Annotated in this window: 16 protein-coding genes; 15 read left to right on the top strand and 1 reads right to left on the bottom strand. The window is 52.0% G+C overall.

Going from position 1 to position 25,712, the window contains the following annotated elements:
* Positions 1 to 231: 231 nt before the first annotated feature.
* The 5 genes from ACE419_RS06675 to pfkA all read left to right on the top strand — a co-directional run bounded on the left by ACE419_RS06675 (position 232) and on the right by pfkA (position 4,104).
* Entirely contained in the window at positions 232 to 666 is a 435-nt protein-coding gene (locus tag ACE419_RS06675) for a PTS sugar transporter subunit IIA (protein ID WP_432646899.1), read from the top strand.
* Positions 666 to 1,142, top strand: coding sequence for a mannose/fructose/sorbose PTS transporter subunit IIB (locus ACE419_RS06670; RefSeq protein WP_432646898.1), 477 nt, complete (start codon positions 666 to 668; stop codon positions 1,140 to 1,142). Before ACE419_RS06675 ends, ACE419_RS06670 begins: the two co-directional genes overlap by 1 nt.
* A 140-nt stretch (positions 1,143 to 1,282) precedes the next feature.
* Positions 1,283 to 2,098: a PTS mannose/fructose/sorbose transporter subunit IIC gene (locus ACE419_RS06665; RefSeq protein ID WP_432646897.1), complete on the top strand. Its 816-nt coding sequence runs from the start codon at positions 1,283 to 1,285 to the stop codon at positions 2,096 to 2,098.
* Between the two features lie 18 nt (positions 2,099 to 2,116).
* Entirely contained in the window at positions 2,117 to 2,941 is an 825-nt protein-coding gene (gene manZ / locus ACE419_RS06660) for a PTS mannose transporter subunit IID (RefSeq protein ID WP_432646896.1), read from the top strand.
* Between the two features lie 197 nt (positions 2,942 to 3,138).
* On the top strand, positions 3,139 to 4,104 hold the full coding sequence (gene pfkA / locus ACE419_RS06655; RefSeq protein ID WP_432646895.1) for a 6-phosphofructokinase: 966 nt from the start codon (positions 3,139 to 3,141) through the stop codon (positions 4,102 to 4,104).
* Positions 4,105 to 4,186: 82 nt separating this feature from the next.
* Here the strand turns inward: pfkA and ACE419_RS06650 are convergent, their stop codons facing one another.
* The gene (locus tag ACE419_RS06650) at positions 4,187 to 5,443 is read right to left on the bottom strand and encodes a diaminopimelate decarboxylase family protein (protein ID WP_435721435.1); all 1,257 of its coding nucleotides are present in this window, start codon (positions 5,441 to 5,443) and stop codon (positions 4,187 to 4,189) included.
* Positions 5,444 to 5,696: 253 nt separating this feature from the next.
* Here ACE419_RS06650 and ACE419_RS06645 point away from each other — a divergent pair, with 253 nt between their 5' ends.
* From ACE419_RS06645 to ACE419_RS06600, 10 genes are all read left to right on the top strand, one after another.
* Positions 5,697 to 6,065 carry a YkvA family protein gene (locus ACE419_RS06645; protein WP_435721434.1) on the top strand — a complete coding sequence of 123 codons (369 nt, stop codon included), beginning with the start codon at positions 5,697 to 5,699 and terminating at the stop codon, positions 6,063 to 6,065.
* Between the two features lie 70 nt (positions 6,066 to 6,135).
* Positions 6,136 to 8,667: a DNA topoisomerase 3 gene (locus tag ACE419_RS06640; protein WP_435721433.1), complete on the top strand. Its 2,532-nt coding sequence runs from the start codon at positions 6,136 to 6,138 to the stop codon at positions 8,665 to 8,667.
* A gap of 48 nt (positions 8,668 to 8,715) precedes the next feature.
* Positions 8,716 to 9,936, top strand: coding sequence for a DEAD/DEAH box helicase (locus tag ACE419_RS06635; RefSeq protein ID WP_435721432.1), 1,221 nt, complete (start codon positions 8,716 to 8,718; stop codon positions 9,934 to 9,936).
* Positions 9,937 to 10,018: 82 nt separating this feature from the next.
* Positions 10,019 to 11,359, top strand: a complete 1,341-nt coding sequence (locus ACE419_RS06630; RefSeq protein WP_435721431.1) for a hemolysin family protein — start codon at positions 10,019 to 10,021, stop codon at positions 11,357 to 11,359.
* A gap of 113 nt (positions 11,360 to 11,472) precedes the next feature.
* On the top strand, positions 11,473 to 13,386 hold the full coding sequence (locus ACE419_RS06625; protein ID WP_435721430.1) for an ABC-F family ATP-binding cassette domain-containing protein: 1,914 nt from the start codon (positions 11,473 to 11,475) through the stop codon (positions 13,384 to 13,386).
* A gap of 45 nt (positions 13,387 to 13,431) precedes the next feature.
* Positions 13,432 to 14,727, top strand: a complete 1,296-nt coding sequence (locus ACE419_RS06620; protein ID WP_435721429.1) for a hexokinase family protein — start codon at positions 13,432 to 13,434, stop codon at positions 14,725 to 14,727.
* Positions 14,728 to 14,889: 162 nt separating this feature from the next.
* Positions 14,890 to 16,242, top strand: coding sequence for an RNA polymerase factor sigma-54 (gene rpoN / locus ACE419_RS06615; RefSeq protein ID WP_435721428.1), 1,353 nt, complete (start codon positions 14,890 to 14,892; stop codon positions 16,240 to 16,242).
* Between the two features lie 380 nt (positions 16,243 to 16,622).
* The gene (locus tag ACE419_RS06610; RefSeq protein ID WP_432646886.1) at positions 16,623 to 17,885 is read left to right on the top strand and encodes an NAD(P)/FAD-dependent oxidoreductase; all 1,263 of its coding nucleotides are present in this window, start codon (positions 16,623 to 16,625) and stop codon (positions 17,883 to 17,885) included.
* 282 nt (positions 17,886 to 18,167) lie between these two features.
* Positions 18,168 to 19,964, top strand: coding sequence for a ShlB/FhaC/HecB family hemolysin secretion/activation protein (locus ACE419_RS06605; RefSeq protein ID WP_435721427.1), 1,797 nt, complete (start codon positions 18,168 to 18,170; stop codon positions 19,962 to 19,964).
* 590 nt (positions 19,965 to 20,554) lie between these two features.
* Positions 20,555 to 25,712: two-partner secretion domain-containing protein (locus tag ACE419_RS06600; RefSeq protein ID WP_435721426.1), on the top strand; the 5,158-nt coding region annotated here is incomplete at its 3' end.

Raw genomic sequence — 25,712 nt, 5'->3', positions numbered from 1 at the left:
ATTATTTTTGCGCAATTTTTTATAGTACAGTATCAAAACACGATAAAACACGGCAGGTAGAGTATCTAATTTGAACGATATAGTATTGATTTGACGCTACTGAAAGGAAAAAGTTACGAAACATAGGCCTGAAAGATGATCAAGTCTTTGATACACAAAGTTGGCACGCATCTTGCATTGTATTAGGTCGGGAAAATCGTAAGGAGTTATTATAAGGGGAGGTTATGCTAAATGTTTGCTATCATAGTTGGTACGCATGGACTTTTTGCAAAAGAACTGGTGAAATCCTGTGAGATGATCTGCGGGGAACAGAAGAATGTCCGCGCCGTCACGCTCGTGCCGGGCGAAGGACCTGACGATGTTGTCAAGAAGTATGAGGAAGCCATCAAGGAGCTGGATTGCTCAGGCGGTGTGCTGTTCCTCAATGATCTTTTTGGCGGCAGCCCGTATAACGCAGCCTGCCGGCTCGTCATTGGCAACGAAGCGTATGGCATCGTAACGGGCGTCAATCTGCCGATGCTCATCGAGATGTGCAGTGCGCAGATGATGGACGAAGGTCTCAGCATTCAGGAGCTCATGCAGAAAGCAGCAGAAGCCGGCAAGAGCGGTATGCAGTTTTTCCATGCCAGCCAGATTGCCGATGATGAAGAGGAGGAGGATCTCTAATGAAAATCGTATTAGCAAGAATTGATGACCGCCTGATTCACGGGCAGGTCGCAACGGTATGGTCGAAAGCCACGAACTGCCAGCGCATCATTGTCTGCGATGATGAAGTTGCCAAGGATAAGATTCGTTCGACGCTTTTAAAACAGGTCGCACCGGCCGGCATCAAGAGCCATGTCGTTGACCTCGCGAAGGCCGTTCGCGTTTACAACAACCCGAAGTATGAAAACGACCGCTGCCTGCTGCTCTTTACAAATCCGTCGAGCGTGCTGTATCTTGTGGAGCACGGCGTACCCATCAAGAGCGTCAATATCGGCGGCATGAGCTTCCATGAAGGCAAGCATCAGATCACGAGTGCTGTCTCGGTCGATGATGAGGATATTGCGGCCTTCAAGAAACTCAATGATATGGGAATTGAGCTCGAAATCCGCAAGGTTGATACAGATAAGAAACAGAACCTGATGGATGTGCTGAAATAAACATGCAGCGGTCATGACATGCCGGAAAAACAAGATAGGGGGCTTTTCCGGCATGGACCGACATGGATAAAGATTAGATAAAGAAAGGCTATTAGCACATCGCTTAAATATTTATGTAACAAAATATGGAGGGGTAAATCATGGAAATTAGCAGTTTACAGATTCTCGCGATTTTCATCGTATCTGCTGTTGCCGGCATGGGCTCCGTACTCGATGAGCTGCAGACTCATCGACCGCTCATTGCCTGCACGATCACAGGTCTCATTCTCGGTGATATGACAACTGGCATCATCATCGGCGGTACACTTGAAATGATTGCACTCGGCTGGATGAACATCGGCGCTGCCATGGCGCCGGACGCTGCACTGGCCTCCGTCATTTCGACGATTCTGGTCATCGCCGGTCATCAGACCATCGGTGCCGGCATCGCCATTGCCATGCCGCTTGCCGCTGCCGGTCAGGTGCTCACCATCCTCTGCCGTACGCTCACCGTCGTGTTCCAGCACTGGGCTGACGGCTTCGCCGAAAAAGGCGAGCTGCGCGGCATCGATGCCTGCCATCTCGGCGCTCTGCTCATTCAGGCTCTGCGCGTAGCCATCCCGTCGACGCTCGTTGCCATGTACATTGGCACGGGTGCTGTTGAAGCCATGCTCGCTGCTATTCCGCCAGTTATCACGGGCGGCCTGCAGGTAGCCGGCGGCTTCATCGTCGTCGTAGGTTATGCGATGGTCATCAACATGATGGGTGCGAAATACCTCATGCCGTTCTTCTTCCTCGGTTTTGTCATTGCGGCCTTTACGACGTTCAACCTCGTTGCACTTGGCGTTATCGGCCTTGTCTGCGCAATTGTTTACATCCAGCTCAACCCGAAATACGCGCAGCTCTCTGCAGCTCCGGCAGCTTCGTCTTCATCCTCTTCGGATGCAGATGATGATCTCGACGATGAACTTGATTGACGAATGGGGGAAAATACGATGGAGAAGAAACTGACAAAAAGTGATTTTTTCTGGGCGTTCATTCGCTCGAATTTCCTGCAGGGCTCGTGGAACATGGAACGTATGCAGGCCCTCGGCTTTGCTTTTGGCATGGTGCCAATCCTCAAACGTCTTTACACGGGTGAGGAACTCAAAAAGGCCATGAAACGCCACCTTGAATTTTACAACACACAGCCATTCGTCACGGCACCGATCATCGGCATCACGGCAGCCTTGGAAGAAAAGAAAGCCAACGGTGCCGATATCCCGGACGGTGTTATCAACGGTATCAAAGTCGGCATGATGGGCCCTCTTGCAGGCGTCGGCGACCCGATTTTCTGGGGCACGCTGCGTCCAATCACGGCAGCTCTCGGCGCTTCGTTTGCGATTTCCGGCAGCATCCTCGGCCCAATTATCTTCTTCGTGCTCTTCAACTTTGTCCGCCTCTGGGTACGCTGGTACGGCATTAAATACGGCTATTCCAAAGGTACGGATATCGTTCAGGATGTTGCCGGCAACCGCCTGCAGAAACTCACGGAAGGTGCTTCCATCCTCGGCCTGTTCGTCATGGGTGCTCTCGTTAACAAATGGACAAGCGTCAATATCCCGGTCGTTGTCTCGCAGATCACGAATGCGAAGGGTGAAGTCGTCACGACGACGGTTCAGTCCATCCTCGACCAGTTGATGCCTGGCCTTATTCCACTCTTAATGACATTTGCCTGCATGGCCCTGATGAAACGCAAGGTCAATCCGATCTGGATCATCTTTGGTCTGTTCGCACTCGGCATTGTCTGCTATGCACTTGGCATCATGAATGTCAAATAAGTCCAATCCGTCTGATTAAGGAACAAAATCCGTAATTTGCAACGCCTTTTCCCTCGGGAAGGGGCGTTGTTTTGTATGAAACCCTTTACATTTGTGGGGGAATTCCGTAAAATAAAGAAAGATATAGTAAGCAAGCTATTTGGTTATGCCAAAGACCTGGCATAATGGGATAAGTATGGAATAGGAGAGATGTTCCCATGATCAAAAAAGCGATTGCTGTAATGACATCCGGTGGCGACAGCCCGGGCATGAATGCCGCGGCACGCGCCGTTGTCCGCACGGCACTTTATGAGGGTGTAAAAGTCTATGGTATCAACAACGGCTACCAGGGCATGCTCGATGACGACATCGTGGAGCTCACGAGCCGCAGCGTCAGCGACCTCATTCAGCGCGGCGGTACGTTCCTCGGCACGGCCCGCTGCCCGGAGTTCAAGACGCCGGAAGGCCGCCGCAAGGGCTATGACAACCTCGTAAAGCGTGGGATTGAAGGCCTTGTCATCATCGGCGGTGACGGCAGCCTGACGGGCGGTTCGCTGCTCTCGAAGGAAACGGGCATGCCGATTGTCGGTCTGCCGGGCACGATTGATAACGATGTCTGGGGCATGGATTACACGATTGGCTGCGATACGGCTGCCAACACGATTGTCGATGCCATCAACAAACTGCGCGACACGGCATCGGCTCACCGCCGTATCATGCTCGTCGAGGTCATGGGCCGCAACTCGGGCTGGCTCGCCATGATGTCCGGCATTGCCGGCGGTGCTGAGTTCATCCTCGTACCAGAAGTTAAATTCAACATCGACACGATGTGCGAAGAAATTAAAGAGATGTATGATGCCGGCAAACGCTACAGCATCATCGTCGTTGCTGAAGGTGCCGGCTCGGCCATCGAGATCGGCAAGGCCGTTGAGGAAAAGACGGGCATCGATACGCGTGTATCGGTTCTCGGCCACATCCAGCGCGGCGGTTCGCCGACGGTCGAAGACCGCATGAAGGCTTCGATGCTCGGCGAAAAGGCAGCTCTCGCGATCATCTCGGGTGCATCCGACGTCGTCTTCGGCTTCAACGAAGGCAAGGTCGTAGCCGTCAACCTCTTCGAGTCGGTCAACAACACGAAGACCCTGAATCCGGAACTCGTACGCCTTGCACGCGTGCTTGCCTGATTTAAAAATCCGCAATAAAAAATCTGGTCCGCATTTGCAGACCAGATTTTTTTGTATGTATTTCGTATTCACAAGTAAGAACTTACATGATGCTGCCCGGATATTTGAGCGTGGCGAAATAATCATCAAGAGTCTCAGCACGGCGGATGAGCTCGATACTGCCGTCTTCACGCAGCAGGAGTTCGGCGCACCAGAGTTTGCCGTTGTAATTGAAGCCCATGGCACTGCCGTGCGCGCCTGTATCGTGAATGATGACGCGGTCGCCGATGTCGATTTTCGGCAGCTTGCGGTCGATGGCAAATTTATCGTTGTTTTCACAGAGCGAGCCCGTGACGTCGTAGACGTGGTCGCACGGTTCGTTTTCCTTGCCGGCAATCGTGATGTGATGGTAAGCACCGTACATGGCCGGACGCATGAGGTTGGCCATGCAGGAATCGAGGCCGATGTAATCCTTGTACGTCTTTTTCTCGTGGATGGCCGTGGAGACGAGCCAGCCGGCAGGGCCCGTCATGGCGCGGCCGCTCTCGGTCAGGATGGCGACGTCGCCGAGGCCATAGGGTACCATGAGCTCATCGTAGAGCTTGTGGATGCCTTCGCCGATTTCCTGCAGATTCAGAGGTTCTTCCTCCGGACGGTATGGGATGCCGAAGCCGCCGCCGAGGTTGACGAATTCGACATGGATATCGAGTTTTTCCTTGAGCTCGCGGGCCAGCGTGAACATGAGCTTGGCCGTGAAGAGGAATGCTTCCGTGCGGCGCTCGTTCGAAGCGACCATCGTGTGCAGGCCAAAGCGTTTGACGCCTTTTTCCTTGACGATTTTGTAGGCTTCGAAGAGCTGGTCGCGCGTCAGGCCGTATTTGGCCTCGGTCGGTTTGCCGATGATGTCGTTGCCTTCCATAAGGTCGCCCGGATTGTAGCGGAAGCAGATGACTTTTGGCAGGCCGGCATTTTTCTCGAGGTATTCAATATGGCTGATATCATCGAGGTTGATGATGGCGCCGAGTTCGATGGCCTTCTGGAATTCATCGGCCGGCGTGTCGTTGGAGGTCAGGAGAATCTCCTCTCCCTTGACACCCGAGACATCGGAGATGATGAGTTCGGCGAGGCTGCTGCAGTCCGTGCCGGCACCTTCTTCATGCAGAATCTGAACGATGCGCGGGTTTGGCAGGGCCTTGACGGCAAACTGCTCGCGGAAGCGCGGTGCCCAGGCGAATGCTTTCTGCAGATTGCGGATGTTCTCGCGGATAGCGTGTTCGTCGTAGATGTGAAAAGGGGTCGGATACTTTTTGATGACTTCTTCAAGTTCATCCTTCGTGAGCGGGAAAGTCTTTTTGCTCATAAAATTGTCCTCCTGTGAAACGATAAAAGAACCAAAGAGAATTATTATCTATAAAATTGTTAATTTATTATAACAAACAGGAATACTGCTGTCAATTCCTATGTTATAATTGTATAATAAAATCACTGTATCGGGGAAAGATTTCTAGTAAATTCAGATGCCTTACAGGCAGCCTGGTCCATTGTGTGGTAAAATAAATCGTATACCGTATATAATAATAGAAGGTTTATTCTTTTTTAGGAGTAAAATAAATATGGGAAGAATATTTGGCGTGCTGAGACTTTTCCGGCACGATATCCTTGTCATGCTGCTCTCGCTCAAGAGCCGGCAGACGCCGCGCAAGGTCAAGGGCATGATGCTTTTTGCGATTCTCTATCTTTTAAGCCCGATTGACCTGATTCCCGATGCCATTCCGGTGGCAGGGCTTCTCGATGATGCCGTCATTGTGCCGACCGTCATCGCGGCGCTCATGCATTTTCTGCCGCCGCAGGTCCGTTATGATTGTGAGGGGCAGGCCGATTATATTCTGAGGCATGGGAAACTGGCCGCGGCCTTTTTGAGCCTTTTTGTCCTTTTATGGGCCGGTGTGTTAATCTGGGGAATTTACAAGCTGCTATCGTAAAAAATGAATTGTAATAATTGGGAAGCGTGTTATCTATAATGGAAATATGAGAAAGGAGGCTGCTTGACCGTTGCGTTTATATATTGCCGAGAAACCAAGCGTGGGGCGTGAACTCGCGAAATGTCTGCGGGGACCCATCGCGCGCCGTGATGGCTATCTCATGACGAAAGACGGCATCGTGACGTGGCTGTTTGGTCATATCCTGCGTCAGGCCGAACCGGAGGAGTACGACGAGAAGTACAAGCGCTGGCGCGCAGAGGACCTGCCCATCATCCCCCAGCAGTGGAAGCTCTTTGTCGATAAGGACTGTGAGAAGCAGTTTGCCATCGTCAAATCTTTGATTGACAAGGCCGATGAGATTGTACACGGCGGCGACCCGGACCGCGAGGGACAGCTGCTCGTCGACGAGGTGCTCGACTATCTGGGCAACAAGAAGCCGGTGAAACGCATTCTTCTGAACGCCTTGGATGAAAAAAGCATCAAAAAGGCCAATGCGAGCCTGCGTGACAACCGCGATTTCTTCAATTTAAAACAGTCAGCCCTTGCGCGGGCAAGAGCGGACTGGCTCATCGGCATGAATCTTTCGCGGGCTTACACGCTCGCGGCGCGCCGCGCCGGTCATGAAGGGCTCGTGCTGCCTGTGGGCCGCGTCAAGACGCCGACGCTTTCGCTTGTCGTGCGCCGTGAGCGTGAGATTGAGCATTTCAAACCCGTGACGTATTATCTCATCAAAGGCACGTTCCGCCATGAAAACGGTTCATTCGAGGCGCAGTGGAAGCCGAAGGACACGATGGCGGGGCTCGACAGCGAGAATCGTCTGATCGATAAGAAAATCGCCGATGAGAAATTGGCTTTTTTCAAGGATGAGCCGCACGAGGCCGTGATTTCTTCGTATCAGAAGACAAAGAAGCAGGAGCCGCAGCCCCTGCCGTTTTCACTTTCCACGCTGCAGGTTCTCGCAGGCAAGCGCTTTGGCTATGCGCCGCAGCTTGTGCTCGATACGGCGCAGAAGCTCTACGAAAAAAAGCTCACGACGTATCCGCGTTCGGACTGCGAATATCTGCCGACAAATCAGTTTGGCGATGCTAAGACGATTTTGTCGCATCTTGCAAAAGCCGGCGACGGGCTCGTCTCTTCGTGGGTGCCGGCGGCCAATCCGCAGCAGAAGAGCCGCGCGTGGAACGATAAGAAGATTTCGGCGCATCATGCCATCATCCCGACGACGGTACAGGCCGATGTCACGAAGATGACGGCCGAGGAACGCAATCTCTATCATTTGATTGCCCGCGGCTATCTGGCCCAGTTCTATCCGGTCCACACGTATGACCAGACGAAAATTGAGGTCCAATATAAGGATGAACTCTTCACGGCCAGCGGCCGCACGGAGCGGGACCTTGGCTGGAAGGTCATGTATCAGTCCATGAAGAAAAAATCCGCGTCTGCCGATGAGTCCGAAGAGGAAGGCAAAGAAGGCAAAGACGAGGATGAGAGCACAAAAACGCTGCCAGCCATGAGGAAAAAGGACATCGTCAACTGGCAGCGCGGCCGTCTGCTTGAAAAAATGACGAAGCCGCCGGTTCGTTTTACAGCCTCGACGCTGCTGGCCGGTATGAAGGAAATTCATAAATACGTCAAGAATCCGGAAGCGAAGAAGCAGCTCAAGGATGTCTACGGCATCGGCACCGAAGCCACGCGTGCGACCATCATCGATGACCTAATCCGCCGCAAATTTCTGAAGGCACAGGGCAAAAAGAAATACCTCGTGCCGACGCCGGCGGCGTATCTCTTAGTCGACGCCCTGCCCGATGATTTGACGTATCCGGATGCCACGGCCATCTGGGAGGACAAACTCCACTCAATGTCAGAAGGCGAAGGAACCCTTGCGGAATTTCTGCAGGGACAGATTGACTTTACGCGCAAACTCTGCCAAAAGGCCGAGGATATTCATATGGAAGTCAAGGGCGAAAATGTTTGCCCGCGCTGCCATCAGGGCGTGCTCATTCAGCGCAAGGGGCGCAACGGTGTCTTCTGGGGCTGCTCGAATTACCCGAAATGCCGCATGACCTGCAACGATAAGAACGGCAAACCTGACCTTGAAGACGCGAAAGCACGTCTCGCGCGTACGCCGCGCGATATGGCGCCCGCGGCCGTCTCGGCCTCAGCGCTGGCGCGGCAGCAGCGTTCAGCTTCGCGGCAGATTCCTGCAGCAATGAACGCGGCGGGAACGTCTTATCTGTCAGCAGATTATGCGGCATCCGGCCGGTATCAGGAGACAGCGGCCGATATTGAAGCACTGAATTCCCTGTTTTCACCCGCAGATTATGCGGCCAGAATGGAAGAAGACCGCAAAAGCTACGAATCCCAGCAGCAGTCTGCATGGCAAAATTGGGCGGACAAGCCGAAGTACTCGGCCAGCCCCATGGAGCATATGCAGGAGCCGGACGGACAAAAGGAGCAGGATAAGACCTATCTCTGCCCGCGCTGCCGCGAGGGCCATCTGCGCAGTCTGCATGGCCGCAACGGTGTCTTCTGGGGATGCTCGAATTATCCGCGCTGCACGGCCACCTTTGACGACGACCACGGCAGGCCGCTTTTGAAATAAAGCAGGAAATAAAAATAGAAAATAGATAGGATAATATAAGGAGAAAACATGACAACATTTCGTGATTTAGGTGTCAGCGAGACACTCTGCGAGGCTCTGGCCAAAAGAAATATCACGGCCCCAACGCCCATCCAGCTGCAGACCATCCCTAAAATTCTTGCGGGTACGGACATTCTCGGCGTGGCGCCGACGGGCACAGGCAAGACCCTTGCGTATCTTTTGCCGCTGCTGATGAAAATCGAGCCAGAACGCCGCGAAGTGCAGGCTGTCGTGCTTGCACCGACGTATGAACTCGCCATGCAGATTGCCGGCGAAGCGCGCGAACTCAGCCAACAGGCCAGTCTCGGCATCCGTGTGCAGGGCCTCATCGGCGGCGCCAATATTGCGCGTCAGATGGACAAGCTCAAGGAAAAACCGCAGCTCATCGTCGGTTCTGCCGGACGCATCATCGAACTTAACCGCAAGGGCAAGCTTAAGCTGCACGGCGTCAGGATGCTCGTCCTCGACGAATTTGACCGACTGCTCGACGACCAGAACGACATGACGACGGCCGATGTCGTGAAACTCCTGCCGGAGGACCGTCAGGCCCTGATGTTTTCGGCAACGGACCCGAAAAAAGCCAGAGAGCGGGCCTCGTTCCTCGGTCAGCCGGAACTCATCGAAATTGAGCAGTCGGCGGAGGAAATTGCGGCCTGCCGCCATTACTTTGTCATGGTGCCGTTCCGCGAAAAAATCGAGCGCGTGCGGAGACTCACGCGTTCCCTGCCCATCAAACGGGGCCTTGTCTTTATCAATAAGACATTTGCGGCAGAACAGACACTCTCTAAACTCTGCTATGAGGGCATCCGCGCCGAATCCCTGCTCGGCAAAGACGCCAAACAGTCGCGCCAGTCGGCCATGGCTGCCATCAAGGGCGGCCGTGCCAATCTGCTGCTTTCGACGGACCTTGCCGCCCGCGGACTCGACATTCCCGATGTCGATTACGTTATCAATCTCGACTTTCCCGAGAGTGCGCAGGTCTACAAACACCGTGCCGGCCGTACGGCCCGTGCAGGGCACAAGGGAGCCGTCATCACGCTGATTGACGTCAAAGAGTCCTTAAAACTCGAGAAGCTCGAGAAAAAACTTGGCATCCACTTCGAGCGTCTGCCAAAAGCTCATGGGGAGATTGCCGGCAGAAAGAAAAGACCAGTCAGGGCGGCAAGCAGCGGCAAGCCGGAAAAGTCGTCAAAGTCACTTGCTAAAAAATCATTTTTCAAGCAGAAATAAGGTTCCTGTCGATATCAATAGGCAAGACTCGATAGACCGGACAGGATAGGTTTTTGCATCAGAACTAGGAGGTTCTTTAAACGTGGACATTGTGCCCATATTATTTCAGTTATTGCTCGTTCTCTTTCTCATCGCGATGAATGGTTTCTTTGTCGCGGCGGAGTTTTCGTGTGTCAAGATACGTCCGTCGCGCCTTGAGACGCTGATTCAGGAAGGCAGCCGTCAGGCAAAGTATGCCAAGAAGCTCACGGACCATCTCGATGCGTCGCTTTCCGTGACGCAGCTCGGCATCACGCTGGCCTCCCTTGGTTTAGGCTGGGTCGGTGAACCTGCCGTGGCCACGCTCATCCTGCCCGTCACGCATATGCTCGGGCTCGATGATGTCATCGGCCATACGATTTCCCTTGCTTTGGCCTTTTCCATCATCACGGGCATGCATATCGTGCTCGGCGAACTCACGCCAAAGACGATGGCCATCCAGAATGTCGAGAAAATCATGCTGAATGTTGCACTGCCCATGCTGATTTTCCAGCGCGTGATGTACCCCTTTGTCTGGCTGCTCAATCATGTGGCCAACTGGGTGGCACATCGTCTGGGCTTTCATACGGCCTCGGAGGGCGATGATGCTCATACCGAAGAGGAAATCCGCCTGCTCATGGAGGAAAGCCACCGTCAGGGCCTCATTGATGATACGGAAGTCGATTTTGTCGACAACGTCTTTGATTTCACCGACCTCAATGTCCGCGAAATCATGACGCCGCGTACAGATATGATTTGCCTCTATCTTGAGGACAGCATGGAGGAAAATCTCAATGTTATCCTCGAGGAGCAGCTCACGCGTTACCCAATCTGCCGCGAGGATAAAGACCACATCGTCGGTTTCCTGCACGTCAAAGACCTCATGCGCGTCATGGCGGAAGGACGCAAGCCGAATCTGCGCCGCCTCGCGCGCAAGGCCCTGATTGTGCCGGAGAGCATGGACGTCAGCGTTCTTCTTAAGACCATGCAGAAGCAGCGTTCGCAGATGGCCATTGTCGTCGATGAATACGGCGGCACGGCCGGCATGGTGACAATTGAGGATATTGTTGAGGAAATTGTCGGCGATATTCAGGATGAATTCGACGAGGAGCGTCCGACGGCTGAACGCCGCGGCAAGCGCATTTTCTCGGTCGATGCCAAGATGCTCTTGGAGGAACTCGAGGACATTCTGGAAATCCGCATTGAGGATGAAGACGTCGATACGATTGGCGGCTGGCTCTACGACCAGATTGGCCAGACGCCGCGCGTCGGGCAGATGGCAGCCTCGGGCGGCAATACCTTCTATGTTGAGGAAGTTGACGGCGTGCGCATCACGCGCGTCCTGATTCACTGTGCCGAAGATCTCCAGAAGGAGCACGATGAGATTGTCGATATGCCGCAGTAAGTGCCCCATAAAGACAAGAAAGGATAAGAATTTCGTTTCATTTCCTGTACTAGGCTTTTCAGGATGAAAACGGTATAATAAAGACGTATCTGATGGAAACAGGAAGATAATAGATGATCATTACACTCGAAAATTTCACAAAGAGTTATGGCGAAAAGCAGCTTTTTGCCGGTGTGAACCTCAGTATGGATGCAGGCGACAAAGTCGGTATCGTCGGGGTCAACGGCACGGGCAAATCGACGTTTCTCAAGGCGATTGCGGGACTCGTGCCTGTCGATGAAGGCACGATGGTCACGATGCGCGGCCTGCGCATCGAGTATCTCGCACAGGACAAGGTATTCAATCCGGAAAATACCGTGCTCATGGAAGTCTTCCGCGGCATGACGCCGCTTATGGACGCCCTGCGCGGATATGAACTGGCCCTCTCTGAGTCGCAGAAGACTCCGGATGACCCGAAAATCCAGCAGCGCATCATGAAGTATGCGGAAAAAATCGATGAACTCGATGGCTGGCAGGTCGAGAGCACGGCTAAAACGGTCCTGCAGAAGCTCGGCATCGGCGATTATACAGCCAAGGCCGGCACGCTTTCCGGCGGTCAGCAGAAGCGTCTGGCCCTTGCGACAGCGCTGATTCAGCCCTGTGACCTGCTGCTGCTTGACGAGCCGACCAACCATCTCGACAGTGAGACCATCGCATGGCTCGAGGAATACCTCAAAGGGCAGAAAGGCGCCCTTTTGATGGTCACACATGACCGCTATTTTCTCGACAACACGGCGACAAAAATCCTTGAGCTCGATAAAGGCAGTGCCTACACCTATACAGGCAATTACTCGTCTTTCCTCGAACAGAAGGAAGCGCGCATCGAGCGTGAGGAAGCCAGCGAACAGAAACGCCAGAATTTCCTGCGCAACGAGCTCAAGTGGCTGCGCCGCGGCGCTCAGGCGCGTTCGACGAAGCAGCGTGCGCGCATCGAGCGGTATGAGGAAGTCAAAAACAAGAAGGTTGACCTCGACCGCAGCACCGTGGAAATCGGACTCGCGGGCAGCCGCCTCGGCCGTACGGTCATCGAGCTCAACCATGTCGGCTATGAAGTCGGCGGCCGCACGATCATCAAGGATTTTTCCTACACCGTCCTGCGCAATGACCGCGTGGCCATTCTCGGCCGCAATGGCACGGGAAAATCCACACTCCTGAACATTTTTGCCGGACGTCTGCAGCCGACGCATGGTACCGTGACCATCGGTCAGACGGTCAAGATCGGCTATTTCACGCAGCGTGCTGTAGAAATGGATGAACGCCTGCGGGCCATCGAATACATTCAGGAAGCCGCAAGGTCCATTACACTGGCGGACGGCTCGCGCATTTCGGCCAGCGAGCTCATGGAACGCTTTCTTTTTCCGGGAGAGCTGCAGTGGACGCCGATTGCGAGACTTTCGGGCGGTGAGAAGCGCAGACTTTTCCTGCTTCGCATCCTTATGGAAGAGCCGAATGTTCTTTTGCTCGATGAGCCGACAAACGACCTCGACCTCGAGACGATGTCCGTGCTCGAATCCTTCATCGATGATTTCCGCGGCGCGATTATCTTCGTCTCGCATGACCGTTTCTTTGTCGACCGCTTGGCTGATAAAGTCTTTGTCTATCAGCCGGACGGCAGCCTGCGCATGTACGCGGGCGGCTACAGTTATTACAAGGAAAAGGAACGCGAGGAAGAAGCAGCCAAAGCCGCAGCAGAACCTGCACCGCAGAAAGCGGAAGTACGCGAAAAGCCTAAGACCGCGGAACGTCCGCAGCGTCAGACTAAAAAGCGTCTGAGCTTTGGCGAACAGAAGGAATATGCGGAAATTGAGGGCGTCATCGCGAGCAAAGAAGGAGAGCTCAAGGTCGTGCGGCTCGAGATGCAGCAGGCAGCGACAGACTACACGCGCCTTGCCGAACTCGGCCGTGAGGAAACACGCCTTGCCGCGGAACTCGACCATTTGATGGAACGCTGGGCTTACCTCGAGGAAATCGCGGAAAATCAGGATTAAACAGTCAATCATTTATTCTATCTACATATAAAGGGGAAGGTAACCATGGCATTTGACAAGAACCAGTTTGCAGACATCGTCGAGGAGTTCAAGGTAGACGGCACGCGCCTTCATGAAGTCGCGGCTGACTTCCGCTATGACCTGCGCAAAGGTCTTGAGGACCCGAATGAATCGTCGCTGCGCATGCTCAAATCGTACGTCGGCCTGCCGACTGGCGAAGAAACGGGCGAATACCTCGCACTTGACTTTGGCGGCACGAACGTGCGTGTCCTGCGCATCCGCCTTGACGGCCACGGCAAATTTGAAATCCTGAAGAAAGTTGCCAAACCGCTGCGCGTCGAGGGTGTCTATGATTTCGTCGGTGAGGGCTCGATGGCAGAGGAGCAGTTCGATTTCATTGCCGAGCTCGTCGATGAAGCCATTGAGGGCGACCATAAGACGAAGTATCTGCTCGGCCATACGTTCTCCTTCCCGTCGGAGCAGACGAATCTTTATAATGCCAAACTGATTATCTGGACGAAGGAATTTGCAACGAAGGGCGTTGAGGGCAAGGTCGTCAACGACCTCCTCAAAGAAGCTCTGCATCGTCAGGGCATCGACAATGTTGAGCCGACGGCCGTCATCAACGATACGGTTGCCGTTCTCCTAGCCGCTGCTTACAAGCAGGCCGATACGTACATCGGCTCGATTTACGCGACGGGCCATAATACCTGCTACTTTGAGCCGTTCAAGGGCAAGGCAGAGCAGCCGATGATCCTGAATCTCGAGTCGGGCGGCTTCATGAAACTCGCGCCGAACCGTTTTGATGCCGAATTTGATGCCGCTTCGGAAAAACCGGGTGAGCAGCGTCTCGAGAAAATGGTTTCGGGCCGTTACATGGGCGAGCTCTTCGGCATGGCCATTGCGGAGCTCCTCGGTGAAAAGGGCAAAAAATACGGCTTCACAAGCATCGATATGTCGAACATCATCCTCGATGAAACGGCTGGCCTTACAGAAGTTGGTCGCATTGTCAAGGCCAAGACAGGTCATGAACTTGAAGAAGTCGACCTGCAGCGCCTGCAGGAACTCGCCTCGGCCATCGTCGTGCGTTCAGCACGCCTCGTAACGGCTACGTATGTCGGCATCATCTGGCAGCTTGCCGGTGATGAAGCCGTCAAGAAGCAGCACATTGCCATCGATGGTTCCGTTTACGAGAAGATGCCTCTGGCCAAGGAAAACATCATGCGTGCGCTTTCCGAACTTCTCGGTGAGGCTGCTGCCAATGTCGATACGGTCCTTGAAAACGGCGGTTCTGGCCTCGGTGCTGCTATCGCCGCTGCCATGTCGCAGAAGCAGGCGTGATTTCCTAAGCAAAAAAATAATACTGAATAAAGAAGCCACTGCTGTCTCCTGGAGATGGCAGTGGATTTTTATATAAATGACACCTTATTCGTGATATAATAAAAAAATCAATATGAGAGAAATCGGGGAAAGGGGGCGTTTGCCATCGAACAGTCACTTAATATGACCATGACCCAGCATCTGAGCATGACGATGCAGATGCAGCAGGCCATTCAGATTCTGCAGCTTTCAGCACAGGATCTGCGTGCAGTGGTTGAAAAAGAATATTTGGAGAATCCGGTGCTGGAGATGGACGAGCCCTCTTCTTATGCGGCAGAACATGGTGAGAGAATGCAGGAAGTATTGCAGGCTGGCAATGCCGCAGCTCTGGCAGATTATCTCGATGGCGGTGGCAAGCAGCCTGCCTATTTTGCTGAAGATAGTGAAAAACACGTCGAGGCAGCAGCCCCGCTGCATATGACATTGGAAGAAGAACTTCTGGAACAGGTTAATTTTACATTTCAGGATGAACGGGAAAAGGCGGCTGCCGTCTTTCTCGTCGGTTCTCTTGACGGCCGCGGTTATTTGACCGTACCGCTGGCAGAAATTGCCCGCGCTGCACAGATCGAGATGCCGGAGGCCGCCCGTGTTCTCGCTGTTATCCAAAATTTTGACCCGGCCGGCGTGGGCGCGCGCAATCTCTCGGAATGTCTGCGCCTGCAGGCCGAGCGTCAGGGCCTTTATAATGGCCTGGTCGCCGCGGTCATTGACCGCCACCTCGATGATGTGGCTTTGCACCATATTAAAGAAATTGCTGCTGCGGAGCAGGCAAGTCCTGCCGACGTGCAGATGGCCGTCGATATCGTCAAACGCTTCAATCCGAAGCCTGGTGCTGCTTACGGCAGTGATGAACCAGCCTATATTACACCGGATGTCATTGTGCGCCGCGTGGAAGGCGGCTATCGTGTGGAACTCGAGGACGGCGATGTACCGCAGCTTCATATTTCAGCGCTGTACCGTCAGGCAGATGCTTTTGATAAAAAAACGAAAAAATACATTACAAGTCGTCTGCATGCTGCATCCTGGCTGATCAGCAGTATTGAACAGCGGCGCACGACCATCCGTCATGTCGTTGAGGAAATCGTGCGCCGGCAGCCGGAGTTTCTGGCCAAAGGACCGGCTTATCTGCAGCCGATGACGATGAAAGAAGTGGCAGATGCGATTGGCGTGCACGAATCGACGGTCAGCCGTGCCGTGGCCAATAAATATGCGGAACTGCCAAATGGCATTGCTGCGTTGCGAAGTTTCTTTACGTCACGCAGTGTCAAGTCGGAGAGTGGAGAGGAGGTTGCTGCTGCTCAGGCAAAAGCGGCCATTGCCAAACTGATTCTTGCAGAAAATCCGCGCAAACCCCTTTCGGACCAGAAAATCTGCGGACTCCTGAAGGAGCAGAATATCATCCTTTCCCGCCGTACAGTCATGAAATACAGTGAACAGCTCGGCTATGATTCCTCGGTGAAACGAAAGCGGTACTGATTTGCCAGCCTGCCCTCTGGGGCAGGTTTTTTATTTTATAGCTGCTATATGAAATAGACATACACAAGAAATAAGAAGTAAAAACAAAATAGAAAATACCGCCGAAATAAAAGGAAATAATAACTTTGTGAAAAAATACGCAAAATAGCTTGCATTCTATAAGGAACGTGCTATTATAGAAATCAGATGATCCGACGGAATGTTGTATAGATAGATAAGTTAAAAAAAGCACGTTCTCACGGATTATTATTATTGGGAGCAAGGGATATGTGAAGTGAGAGCACATTTATAATACCTTTTTTCGTCAAATAAAGTTAATTTTTTCACTTTCACTACAATTGTGCAATTATTCGTAAGCTTGTCTTAGGGGAGGACTTATCATGGCAGATCAGAAAAAACCACGTATTGTCATTGTCGGTGCAGGTTTTGGCGGCGTTAAGCTGGCCAAGCTTTTTGCTAAGGAAGATGTTGACGTAACGTTAGTGGACCGCCATAATTTTCAACTGTTTCAGCCGCTTCTTTATCAGGTATCGACGGCTGTTCTCGATACGGATGAGATCGCTTATCCGGTTCGTACTTTTTTCCGCAAGAATCAGAATGTTGAATTCTTCATGGCTAAGGCGGAAGGCGTTGACCAGGCACGCAAGGTCCTGCTGACGAATCACGGAGAAATTTCTTATGATTATCTGATTCTGGCTGCCGGTGCTACGACAAATTACTTTGGCATGAAGTCTGTTGAGGAAAATTCCTATGGCATGAAGACCCTGCAGGAAGCCCTGCATATTCGCAATCATGTTCTGCATATGTTTGAGCGTGCCAATAAGGAAAAGGATCCTGCAGTCCGCCGCCGCATGCTGACGTTCGTCGTCGTTGGCGGTGGCCCGACGGGCATTGAGGAATCCGGTGCGTTGACAGAACTCTTCGGCATTCAGAAAAAAGAGTTCCATCACCTCGATTTCGATGAAGTTTCCGTCAAACTCATCGAAGCTACGCCGAATGTTCTGCCGATGGTTGCTCCGAATCTGCGCGAGCATGCTGTCAAAGTCCTGCGCAAGAAGGGCGTCGATGTCATGCTGAACACGCAGGTTGTCGATTACGATGGTCAGGAACTCAAGCTCAAGGATGGCAGCACGATTCCAACATCTACGGTTATCTGGGCAGCTGGTGTCAAGGCCGTGCCGTTCATCAAGGACTGCGGCGGCGAAGTCGACCGCGGCGGCCGCATCATCGTCAATGAGAAACTGCAGGTAGAAGGCAGCGACTGCGTCTTTGCCATCGGCGACTGCGCGCATTATCAGCACGGTACGGAGCGCCCGCTGCCGACCGTTGCTCCGGTTGCCATGCAGCAGGCACAGACGGCTCATGACAATATCATGAAACTCATCCATGGTCAGAATGACCTCGCTACCTTCCATTATAAAGATCTCGGCTCGATGGCCACGATTGGCCGCGGTGAAGCCGTTGTCGACAAGACGAAGATCAACCCGCAGATGACGGGCTTCCTCGCCTGGTGCGCATGGATGTTCGTTCATCTCCTGCGCCTCGCCGGCGCGCATGCCAACTTCACCGTTGCCATCAAATGGACGTGGAACCTCTTCTCGGGTACGCGTCTCGGCCGCATCATCACGAATATCAAAGACTGATGAAAGGCGGATGGATGTACAAAATTTGCCTATCTATTAATATCCTACATATATAATATTGAGCTGTTTCCTGCGGGAGACAGCTTATTTTTTGTGCTTTTCAGGAGTGTCTGTCCTGCGCGGAATGCGGATTGTTTTTATTCTTTTATGTATTCATATAAAGGAGCAGGAAATTCTGCCTTACATAGAGAATATGTACTTGAATATAGGCAAAGTCTGCTGTTGCAAGCAAAGTGATTCCCATTCAAATGAAGAGAATTTACAAAAAGAGGAGTGTTGTATATGAAACACTGCAGACATGGCAGACACGCAAAAACGGGTATGAATAAGAAAATTGGCATGCTGGCCGCCGCAGCAGCTTTTGGCTTTATGAATATGGGCTGGGCCTCGGCTGCACCGGTACCGACTGAGGCACAGAAGCAGGAAATTGACAGTCATCGTGATGTCTTGGTAAATGCTGGCAAACTGCAGGAAGAGCAGCAGACGAAAAAAGAATTGGATCAGGCCGGAGTATCTCTTGGCAATGCAGACCTGAAGGTAGAAGAGGCAGAACGTCCAAGCCTGAATCTGCCGGAATCCCTGAAGGTACAGGTCAATGACTTTAAGATTACGGGACAGGACATCTGCAGCGAGGATTCACTCAAGGCTCTTTTGGCCGATAAAAAAGGCAAACTGCTGACGTTTAAAGACCTGCAGGACGGAGCGGATACGCTTTCGCGTTATTTCCGCGATAAGGGCTATATCGCGGCCCACGCCTATCTGCCGGTCCAGAAAATCGAAAACGGTGTGGTCGAATATGCCGTTGTTGTCGGACGTTTCGATGGCATCACGATCACGAACAACACGAAAATCCATGACAGCGTCATCAAACGCGAGACCGCCTTCTTGAAAAAAGGTGATTATTTGACGCGCACGAATCTCGAACGTGCGGTTTGGCTGCTTTCGGATCTTGCCGGTGCGGACGCCAAGGCTGTGCTGACGACGGGTGACACCCCGGGAACGGTCCATGTGACACTCGACCTCAACCCGCATAACGGCAAGCAGGGCCTTTTTTCCATCGATAATTACGGCAACCGTTCGACGGGCTACAATGAATACGGCCTTGACTACGACTTTCTGAACCTTGCCCGTGAGGGCGACCATCTGGCCGTAGGCATCACGACGACGGGCAATGAACTCTTCAACTGGGGTGCAAATTACACGATCCCGGTCATCCGCGATGGTCTGAAGCTTTCAGCTGGCTATAATGTCCTGACGTATCAGCTCGGCGATACTTTTGAACCGCTCGACGGTGTCGGACATTCCCGTATCGCTTCGCTTGGTCTCGATTATGCGATCCAGCGCAGCCAGCGCCACAACCTCTACACGGGCCTGCGCTATGAGCACAGCGATATCAAGGATGAGTACCGTCTTTGGGATTCTACGTATGCGGACAAGAAAGGCAATGCCGCTGTCTGGTCCCTTTATGGCGATGAGCAGGACCGCAAGGGCGCAACGGATTGGCGTTTCGAGTATAAATTTGGGCATATCACGAACTCGGCTTTTGATTCCAGCGATATGGTTACGCGATGGCTGGCTGGCGACCGTGCAACGGATGGCACGTACAACAAGATTCGCGCGAACATTCTTCGCCGTCAAAATTTCAACGACCGCACGTATCTGCTGCTCTCGGCCCGCGGCCAGTACGCGTTCAACAATCTCGATTCTTCGGAGCATTTTGCCCTCGGCGGCCCGTACGGCGTGCGTGCTTATCCGACAAGCGAGGCTTCCGGCGATACGGGCTATCTGACGCGCGCCGAGCTCCGCTGGCTCCTGCCACTCGGTGCCAAAGACCAGCAGCTCCACCTCGCGACTTATCTCGAACACGGCGGTATCTGGCTTAACAAGGACAGCAGCCTGAGCAATGGCTACAAGAATCACCGCAATCTGCAGGGCGTCGGCCTCGGCCTCATCTGGTCGCGCTATGAAGACTGGTTCCTGCGTGCCGATTACGCTTGGAAACTCGGTTCGGAAGAGCCGACGAGCGACACAAACCATTCGGGCGGCCATTTCTGGATCCGCGGCGGTGTCTATTTCTAAGAAATACGCAGCATAAAACTGCATATAGCGTCATGAACGTGCATAGAATTACATAAAAATTTAAGCAGAGTGTATAACAGACACTCTGCTTTTTTCTTGGAAAAAAGAGGAACTAATAGGCGGAACAGACTCCTGCAAAAGGTCTTTTTGGGAATTGAACACGGTTTTTGTTTTTTGAAGATTCGTGTCTTGAAATTACATATAATAGCATTAAATGGCATAAAATAACCTAAAAATCAATGGAAAAATCGTAAAAATAGCTTTGTTTATGTTTGATGATGCATTATTTATATTAATAAATTCAGTCTATATCATTTAGAATATATATGATTAAAAATTATTATCCGTTATTGTGTATTCTCGATTATGTGCTATAATATAAATAGAATAGTGAAAACAAAATGTTCTGGTTGGTGCATAAACATGCAAAACGCTTTAGAAAAGCGATTGCAGCTTGGCGGACGTCTTCACTATTGTCCCATATCATTTTTTGGAAGGAACAGTCTGACTTTGCCTATATCATACTGTTTTTTATCCAGCTTATTGAAAGGAAGAAGATGCTTACTATATAACGAAAGAGGGGAACCAAAATGAAAACAGCGATGCGTAAAAGAAAGGAATGGCAGCGCCAGACAGCGGCGATTACCGCTGCTTTAATGGCTATGTCGGTCGGCGGTATCGCCTACGCAATGCCACAGGGTGAGAATATCCGTTCCGGTAAAGGGGAAATTACCCGTCAGGACAAGGATATGACGATCAACCAGGATTCCAAGCGCCTGGCTATCGATTGGGCCGGATTTGACATTGCCAATGATGAAAGAGTTACATTCCAGCAGCCCGGTAAGGACGCCGTGGCGCTGAACCGCGTGGTAGGAAATGCCGCTTCGGTCATCGATGGTACGCTTGCGGGCAACGGCCATGTCTATGTCGTCAACCCGAACGGCGTGCTCTTCGGCAAGGGGGCAAGCGTCGATGTCGGCTCGCTCGTGGCTTCGACCGCGAAAATCTCGGATGCCGATATGATGAACTTTGGCACGAGTGACGGTGCCATCTCAATGGCAGTTCCGGAAGATTCGCAGGCCAAGGTCATCAACGCCGGCACGATTCGCGCGGAAGGCGGCCTTGTCGTTCTGCATGCAGCCGATGCCCGAAACACCGGCACAATCACGAATCCGGGCGGCACGACAGCTCTGGCAGCTGCGAAGAACCTCAGTATTTCTGCTGATACGGCAGGCAAGATTAACTTCACCGTGGACGGCAAATTGGCACAGGCCAAAGCCCTAAACAGCGGCACGCTCTCGGCAAATGGCGGTTATCTCGTCATGACGGCAAGGAGTGCCGGCGATGTCATGAGCACCGTTGTGAACAACACGGGCACGATGGAAGCAAAGACCCTTCGCCAGAATGAAAAAGGCGAAATTTTACTGGACGGCGGCGATCACGGCGTTGTCGAGCTAGGCGGCACGATTGATGCATCCGGCATGGAGGCCGGGCAGAGTGCAGGCTCGATCAAGGCCATCGGCGCAGAAACGCACGTAGGAGATGACGCAAATCTCCTCGCAAAAGGCAATGTTGACGGCGGTCTGATTGAAACGTCGGGCGACTACCTCGAAATCAGCGATAAAGCAAACATCGACGCAGCAGGCGGGACAGGCAGTGCCGGCGAGTGGCTGCTCGATCCGACGAATGTTGTTATCAATGATACAGGAAGTTCCAAAGTTGCAAGTGGAGACAATCAGTACACTAGTGGCACAACATACTTAAAAACATCGTCTATTATCAAGGCATTGCAGAATAATAATGTCAAGATTCAGGCCGTAGATAGAGAGTATGGCAATGCTGATATCACGCTGGATTCGGCACTGAACGTCAATCAGACGACAACGGGTAAAAATACTTTTACCTTGGAGTCGCAGGGTGACGTCAATATTAATGCGGATATCAAAGCAACAAGCCCGTTGAACGTTGTCCTGAATGCAGATTCGGATGGCAACGACAAAGGCGGTGTCAACATCAATGCGGACATCAGAACGGGCGGCGGCTCCCTGACTACAGGGAAAAACGGCGCTACTTTCTTTGGCAGCACGCAGGAAGGCGAGGCGAACCGCGTCATTGAAACGGCGGGCGGTGCAGTCAATATCCAGAATGAAGCGCGTCTGCAGCTGAATGGCGGTACTCTGAGTATCAATACGTCGGGCGGCAATGTGACGTTTGCCAAGAATGTTGCTTCCATGAATAAATACGAAGCATTCATGGACCATGACTTTGTTGATTATTATGAAGGGAAAATTAGTGATTGGACGGAGCAAGCGCGGAATTGGGATAATATACTGCAGTCTATCTATGGCAAGACATATACGGATAGCAATGGTGTTACGAAGAAGTTTGCTATCGCCCGGCAGACATATTATGGTTATGGGCAGCAAGTAGTTGCTAATTATAGCGACTTAAAACCTGCTGAAAAAGTTCAGCTTAGCAATGCGCTGGCCCAAACTTGGGAACTTGCTAACCTTGCAGCAACACAGGGCAATAGCGCGGCGGACCCAGATGGCAAGCAGCTGAATGGAACCCATCTTGTCACGATTACGGACAAGTATGAGAATTCGGCGGCAATGGCCAATGCGGTCAAAAAGAGTGGGGCAGTTCTGGAATACTTCACCGGCGGCAAAGAGACAACCAATATGTCGGCAAACCGTACAAGTGGACGTAAATTTGCCTGGGTTACGGGTCCGGAAAAAGGCACGACGTTCTACATTTCTTCGGGCATTGGCCAGGGCAGCGACCAGAATGGTATGTATACCAACTGGGTACAGGGCGGCAATGGCTATAGCGAACCGAATAATAACAACGGCTTAACGAAACAGCCTTACGTTGCCATTGGCTGGACCGATGAGAATGGCTGGGATGATGTCCACAATGGGGCAAGCACGATTCACGGCTTTATCCGTGAGACAGAACTGCCAAACTCCGCTCTTGCTATCAACAGCGGTGCTGGTAATGTTACGGTCGGTACAGAGGGGACTGCCAATACAGGAAAACTGGGCAGCGGCGTAGGTACAGGCCTGCGCAACGTCTCGATTGAAACGACTGCAGGCGATGTCAAAGTCCTCGATTCCATTTATGTTCACGACAACAATACGAACGCTGCAGCGGATCTGGCAAACGGCAATGTCAAAATTACGACACAGGGCAATGTTGATGTAGGGAAGATTACAGCAGACAAAAAAGTCGAGATTTCGTCCACGGGCGCAGAAAAACATGTCAACGTCAATGGCAATATTGCCACGGATGGACTGGTTTCGATTGAATCTGCAGATGATATCACCGTACACGGTATCCAGAATGCAGATAAGATTCGTCTTGTTTCTACGGATGCAAACGGCAATGGTGCCATTACGCTGGCTGACAACACGGACGGCAATGGTGCTCTGATTACTTCGTCGAATGCCAATGATGCTGTCATCATCGACGCCCGCGGCGCGAACGGTTCCTTCCATAATAATACGACGGGCGCGTCTGCTATCACGACGGGCACGGACGGCAACTGGAAGGTCTATTCCGCTTCGCCGGACCGCGACGAATTTGGCACGAACCTCAACAGCAATACGAATGCACAGTGGAATGCGACGAGCTCCACGTATTCGGCAGCAAATGACGGCAACAAATACATCTTCCAGGTACAGCCGAAGATGAACGTTGCGGCTGACGATAAGGAAAAAACATATGGTGTTGAACTTTCCGAGAACGACCTGACCGTTAAGAAAGCGGCAGCGTTCAAAGGTCAGAATGGCACCGACATTGACGTTCATAATTATGAAAATGCCTTCCAGGAAGGCGACGTCATGAGCCATTACACGGGCACGATCAATGCAGAGAGCGCCGGTGCAGCTGCTGCAGCTACCCGTACGGGCGGTGTGCGTACAGCAGATGACAACAACAAGGCCATTTATGACATTGCGGTCAGCGGCAATCTGGAAAGTAAAGACGGCTATGGTGCAGCTGAATTCATCAATGGTAATCTTGAAATCAACCGCCGTACGGTAAACCTGAACGGCAGCGCAGCGCAGACGTATGGCGATGCCACTCTGAACAACAAGACCGTTTATGCGGAGTCTGGCTCTGGAGATACGGGCCTTTACGGCAATGACAAGCTCGATACGGACAAAGTGGAATATGCCATCAGCACGACGGGCAAATATGAAGCAAACAAAGGCAGCCGCGTGACGGCCGATGCCGGCACGTACGCAGATGAGCTTGAGTTCAGCAATGTTCATGCTGTAAATGGCACGACTAACATGGATGCCAACTACACGTTCACGGGTAATGGCGACGTTACGGTCGATAAGAAAACAATCCAGAAAGATGAACTTGGCATTGACGGCAAGCCGCTCTACACGACGACCTACGGCACGAAAAAAGACCTCGGCACGGCCACATTCCACGGTGTCAACGGCGATGGCACGTATGATCTTGCCATCACGGATACGACTGCTCTGACAGGCGAAACGACTGGCAAAGTGACAAAGGATGTTGGTGACAACTACAGCACGACAGTTGAACTCAACGATGCCCTGGCTAAGAACTATCAGTTCGAGGGCGGCGCAGCGAGCAAAGAGTTTGCTGATACGGCGAGTGTCACGAAGGCTAAGCTGACCGTCAACACGAAGGGCTTTGAAGCCACGTATGGCGATGTTGATACGGTCAAGAAAGACCTGGAGAATGCCGTTACAATCAGCGGCCTGATCAATGGCGACGGTCCTGCCACCGAAACAGTGAATGGTACATCGGAAGCTTTGATTACGGTCAATGGTGAAGAGCGTACGAATGATGTCAAAAAAGGCGGCTATGAGATCACTGCTAATCTGGGGTCGCTTCAGGATACAATCAATAAGAATTATGAAGTAGAGAAAACTGGTGGCAATGCTGTCATCACGAAAAAAGACATCCAGATTCTTACGGATGATATTAATACCACCTATGGTGATGGCGATACCATTTATAATGGTCTTGCAGCAGGAAATCTGCTTCATCTCGATGGTCTTGTTTCTTGGGATTCGGAAAATGATATTTTGAAGGCTCTCAAGGCATATACTACGATTCAGGGAAATGTGTCTCCTTACAAGCTGGATGCAAATGGCAATATCGTAACAGACAGCGAGGGTCATCGTTATACGAATGATGCAAGGGGATATTCCATCTCCACGAAGTATTCTGATATTGCGAATAACTACCATGTTGCATCTGTAAAAACTGGCATGATCCGTGTCAATAAAGCACCTCTGACGATTAACCGCAGCGGTATCGATACGGTCTATGGTACGGTCAAGCTGGATGACGGCAAGATGACGAGCCATTCGGCTCTTGTTAATGGTGATATCGACGATATTACTTATGACAATGGCAGCTATGGCAATGCTTATCTTGATGGCAACAAGAGAACCAATAATGTTGGCAAGTATTCGTACAGATCCACGCTGAACAGTGCCAGCAATGTCCTGCGCAACTATGTCCTCAATGATACGGAATGGAACTACGTTAATATTACGCCATTCACGATTGATGAGGATCAGTACAAGAAATATATCAATTCTTCGTACAAGACAATCTATGGCGAGCAGGCTGCGTTCGGTAAGGCAACCTTCACGGGGGTCAATGGCGATACGGCAACGCTGGATATCACGGATTCGGATGCCCTCGTCAAAAACGGCGGCGACCGCAAGACGCAGGATGCAGCAAAGAATGCTTACA

The sequence above is a fragment of the Mitsuokella apri genome (genome assembly GCF_047974105.1).
Classification (GTDB): Bacteria; Bacillota; Negativicutes; order Selenomonadales; family Selenomonadaceae; genus Mitsuokella.
Note: the sequence above shows the minus strand (reverse complement) of the source record. Positions and strands in the feature narration are given on the sequence as shown.

What these genes read in the sequence shown, in the direction of transcription:
- pfkA (WP_432646895.1), top strand. Translation starts at nt 3,139, where the DNA reads ATGATCAAAAAAGCGATTGCTGTAATGACATCCGGTGGCGACAGCCCG.
- ACE419_RS06625 (WP_435721430.1), top strand. Translation starts at nt 11,473, where the DNA reads ATGATCATTACACTCGAAAATTTCACAAAGAGTTATGGCGAAAAGCAG.
- ACE419_RS06645 (WP_435721434.1), top strand. Translation starts at nt 5,697, where the DNA reads ATGGGAAGAATATTTGGCGTGCTGAGACTTTTCCGGCACGATATCCTT.
- ACE419_RS06665 (WP_432646897.1), top strand. Translation starts at nt 1,283, where the DNA reads ATGGAAATTAGCAGTTTACAGATTCTCGCGATTTTCATCGTATCTGCT.
- rpoN (WP_435721428.1), top strand. Translation starts at nt 14,890, where the DNA reads ATGACCATGACCCAGCATCTGAGCATGACGATGCAGATGCAGCAGGCC.
- manZ (WP_432646896.1), top strand. Translation starts at nt 2,117, where the DNA reads ATGGAGAAGAAACTGACAAAAAGTGATTTTTTCTGGGCGTTCATTCGC.
- ACE419_RS06670 (WP_432646898.1), top strand. Translation starts at nt 666, where the DNA reads ATGAAAATCGTATTAGCAAGAATTGATGACCGCCTGATTCACGGGCAG.
- ACE419_RS06610 (WP_432646886.1), top strand. Translation starts at nt 16,623, where the DNA reads ATGGCAGATCAGAAAAAACCACGTATTGTCATTGTCGGTGCAGGTTTT.
- ACE419_RS06635 (WP_435721432.1), top strand. Translation starts at nt 8,716, where the DNA reads ATGACAACATTTCGTGATTTAGGTGTCAGCGAGACACTCTGCGAGGCT.
- ACE419_RS06675 (WP_432646899.1), top strand. Translation starts at nt 232, where the DNA reads ATGTTTGCTATCATAGTTGGTACGCATGGACTTTTTGCAAAAGAACTG.
- ACE419_RS06605 (WP_435721427.1), top strand. Translation starts at nt 18,168, where the DNA reads ATGAAACACTGCAGACATGGCAGACACGCAAAAACGGGTATGAATAAG.
- ACE419_RS06650 (WP_435721435.1), bottom strand. Translation starts at nt 5,443, where the DNA reads ATGAGCAAAAAGACTTTCCCGCTCACGAAGGATGAACTTGAAGAAGTC.
- ACE419_RS06620 (WP_435721429.1), top strand. Translation starts at nt 13,432, where the DNA reads ATGGCATTTGACAAGAACCAGTTTGCAGACATCGTCGAGGAGTTCAAG.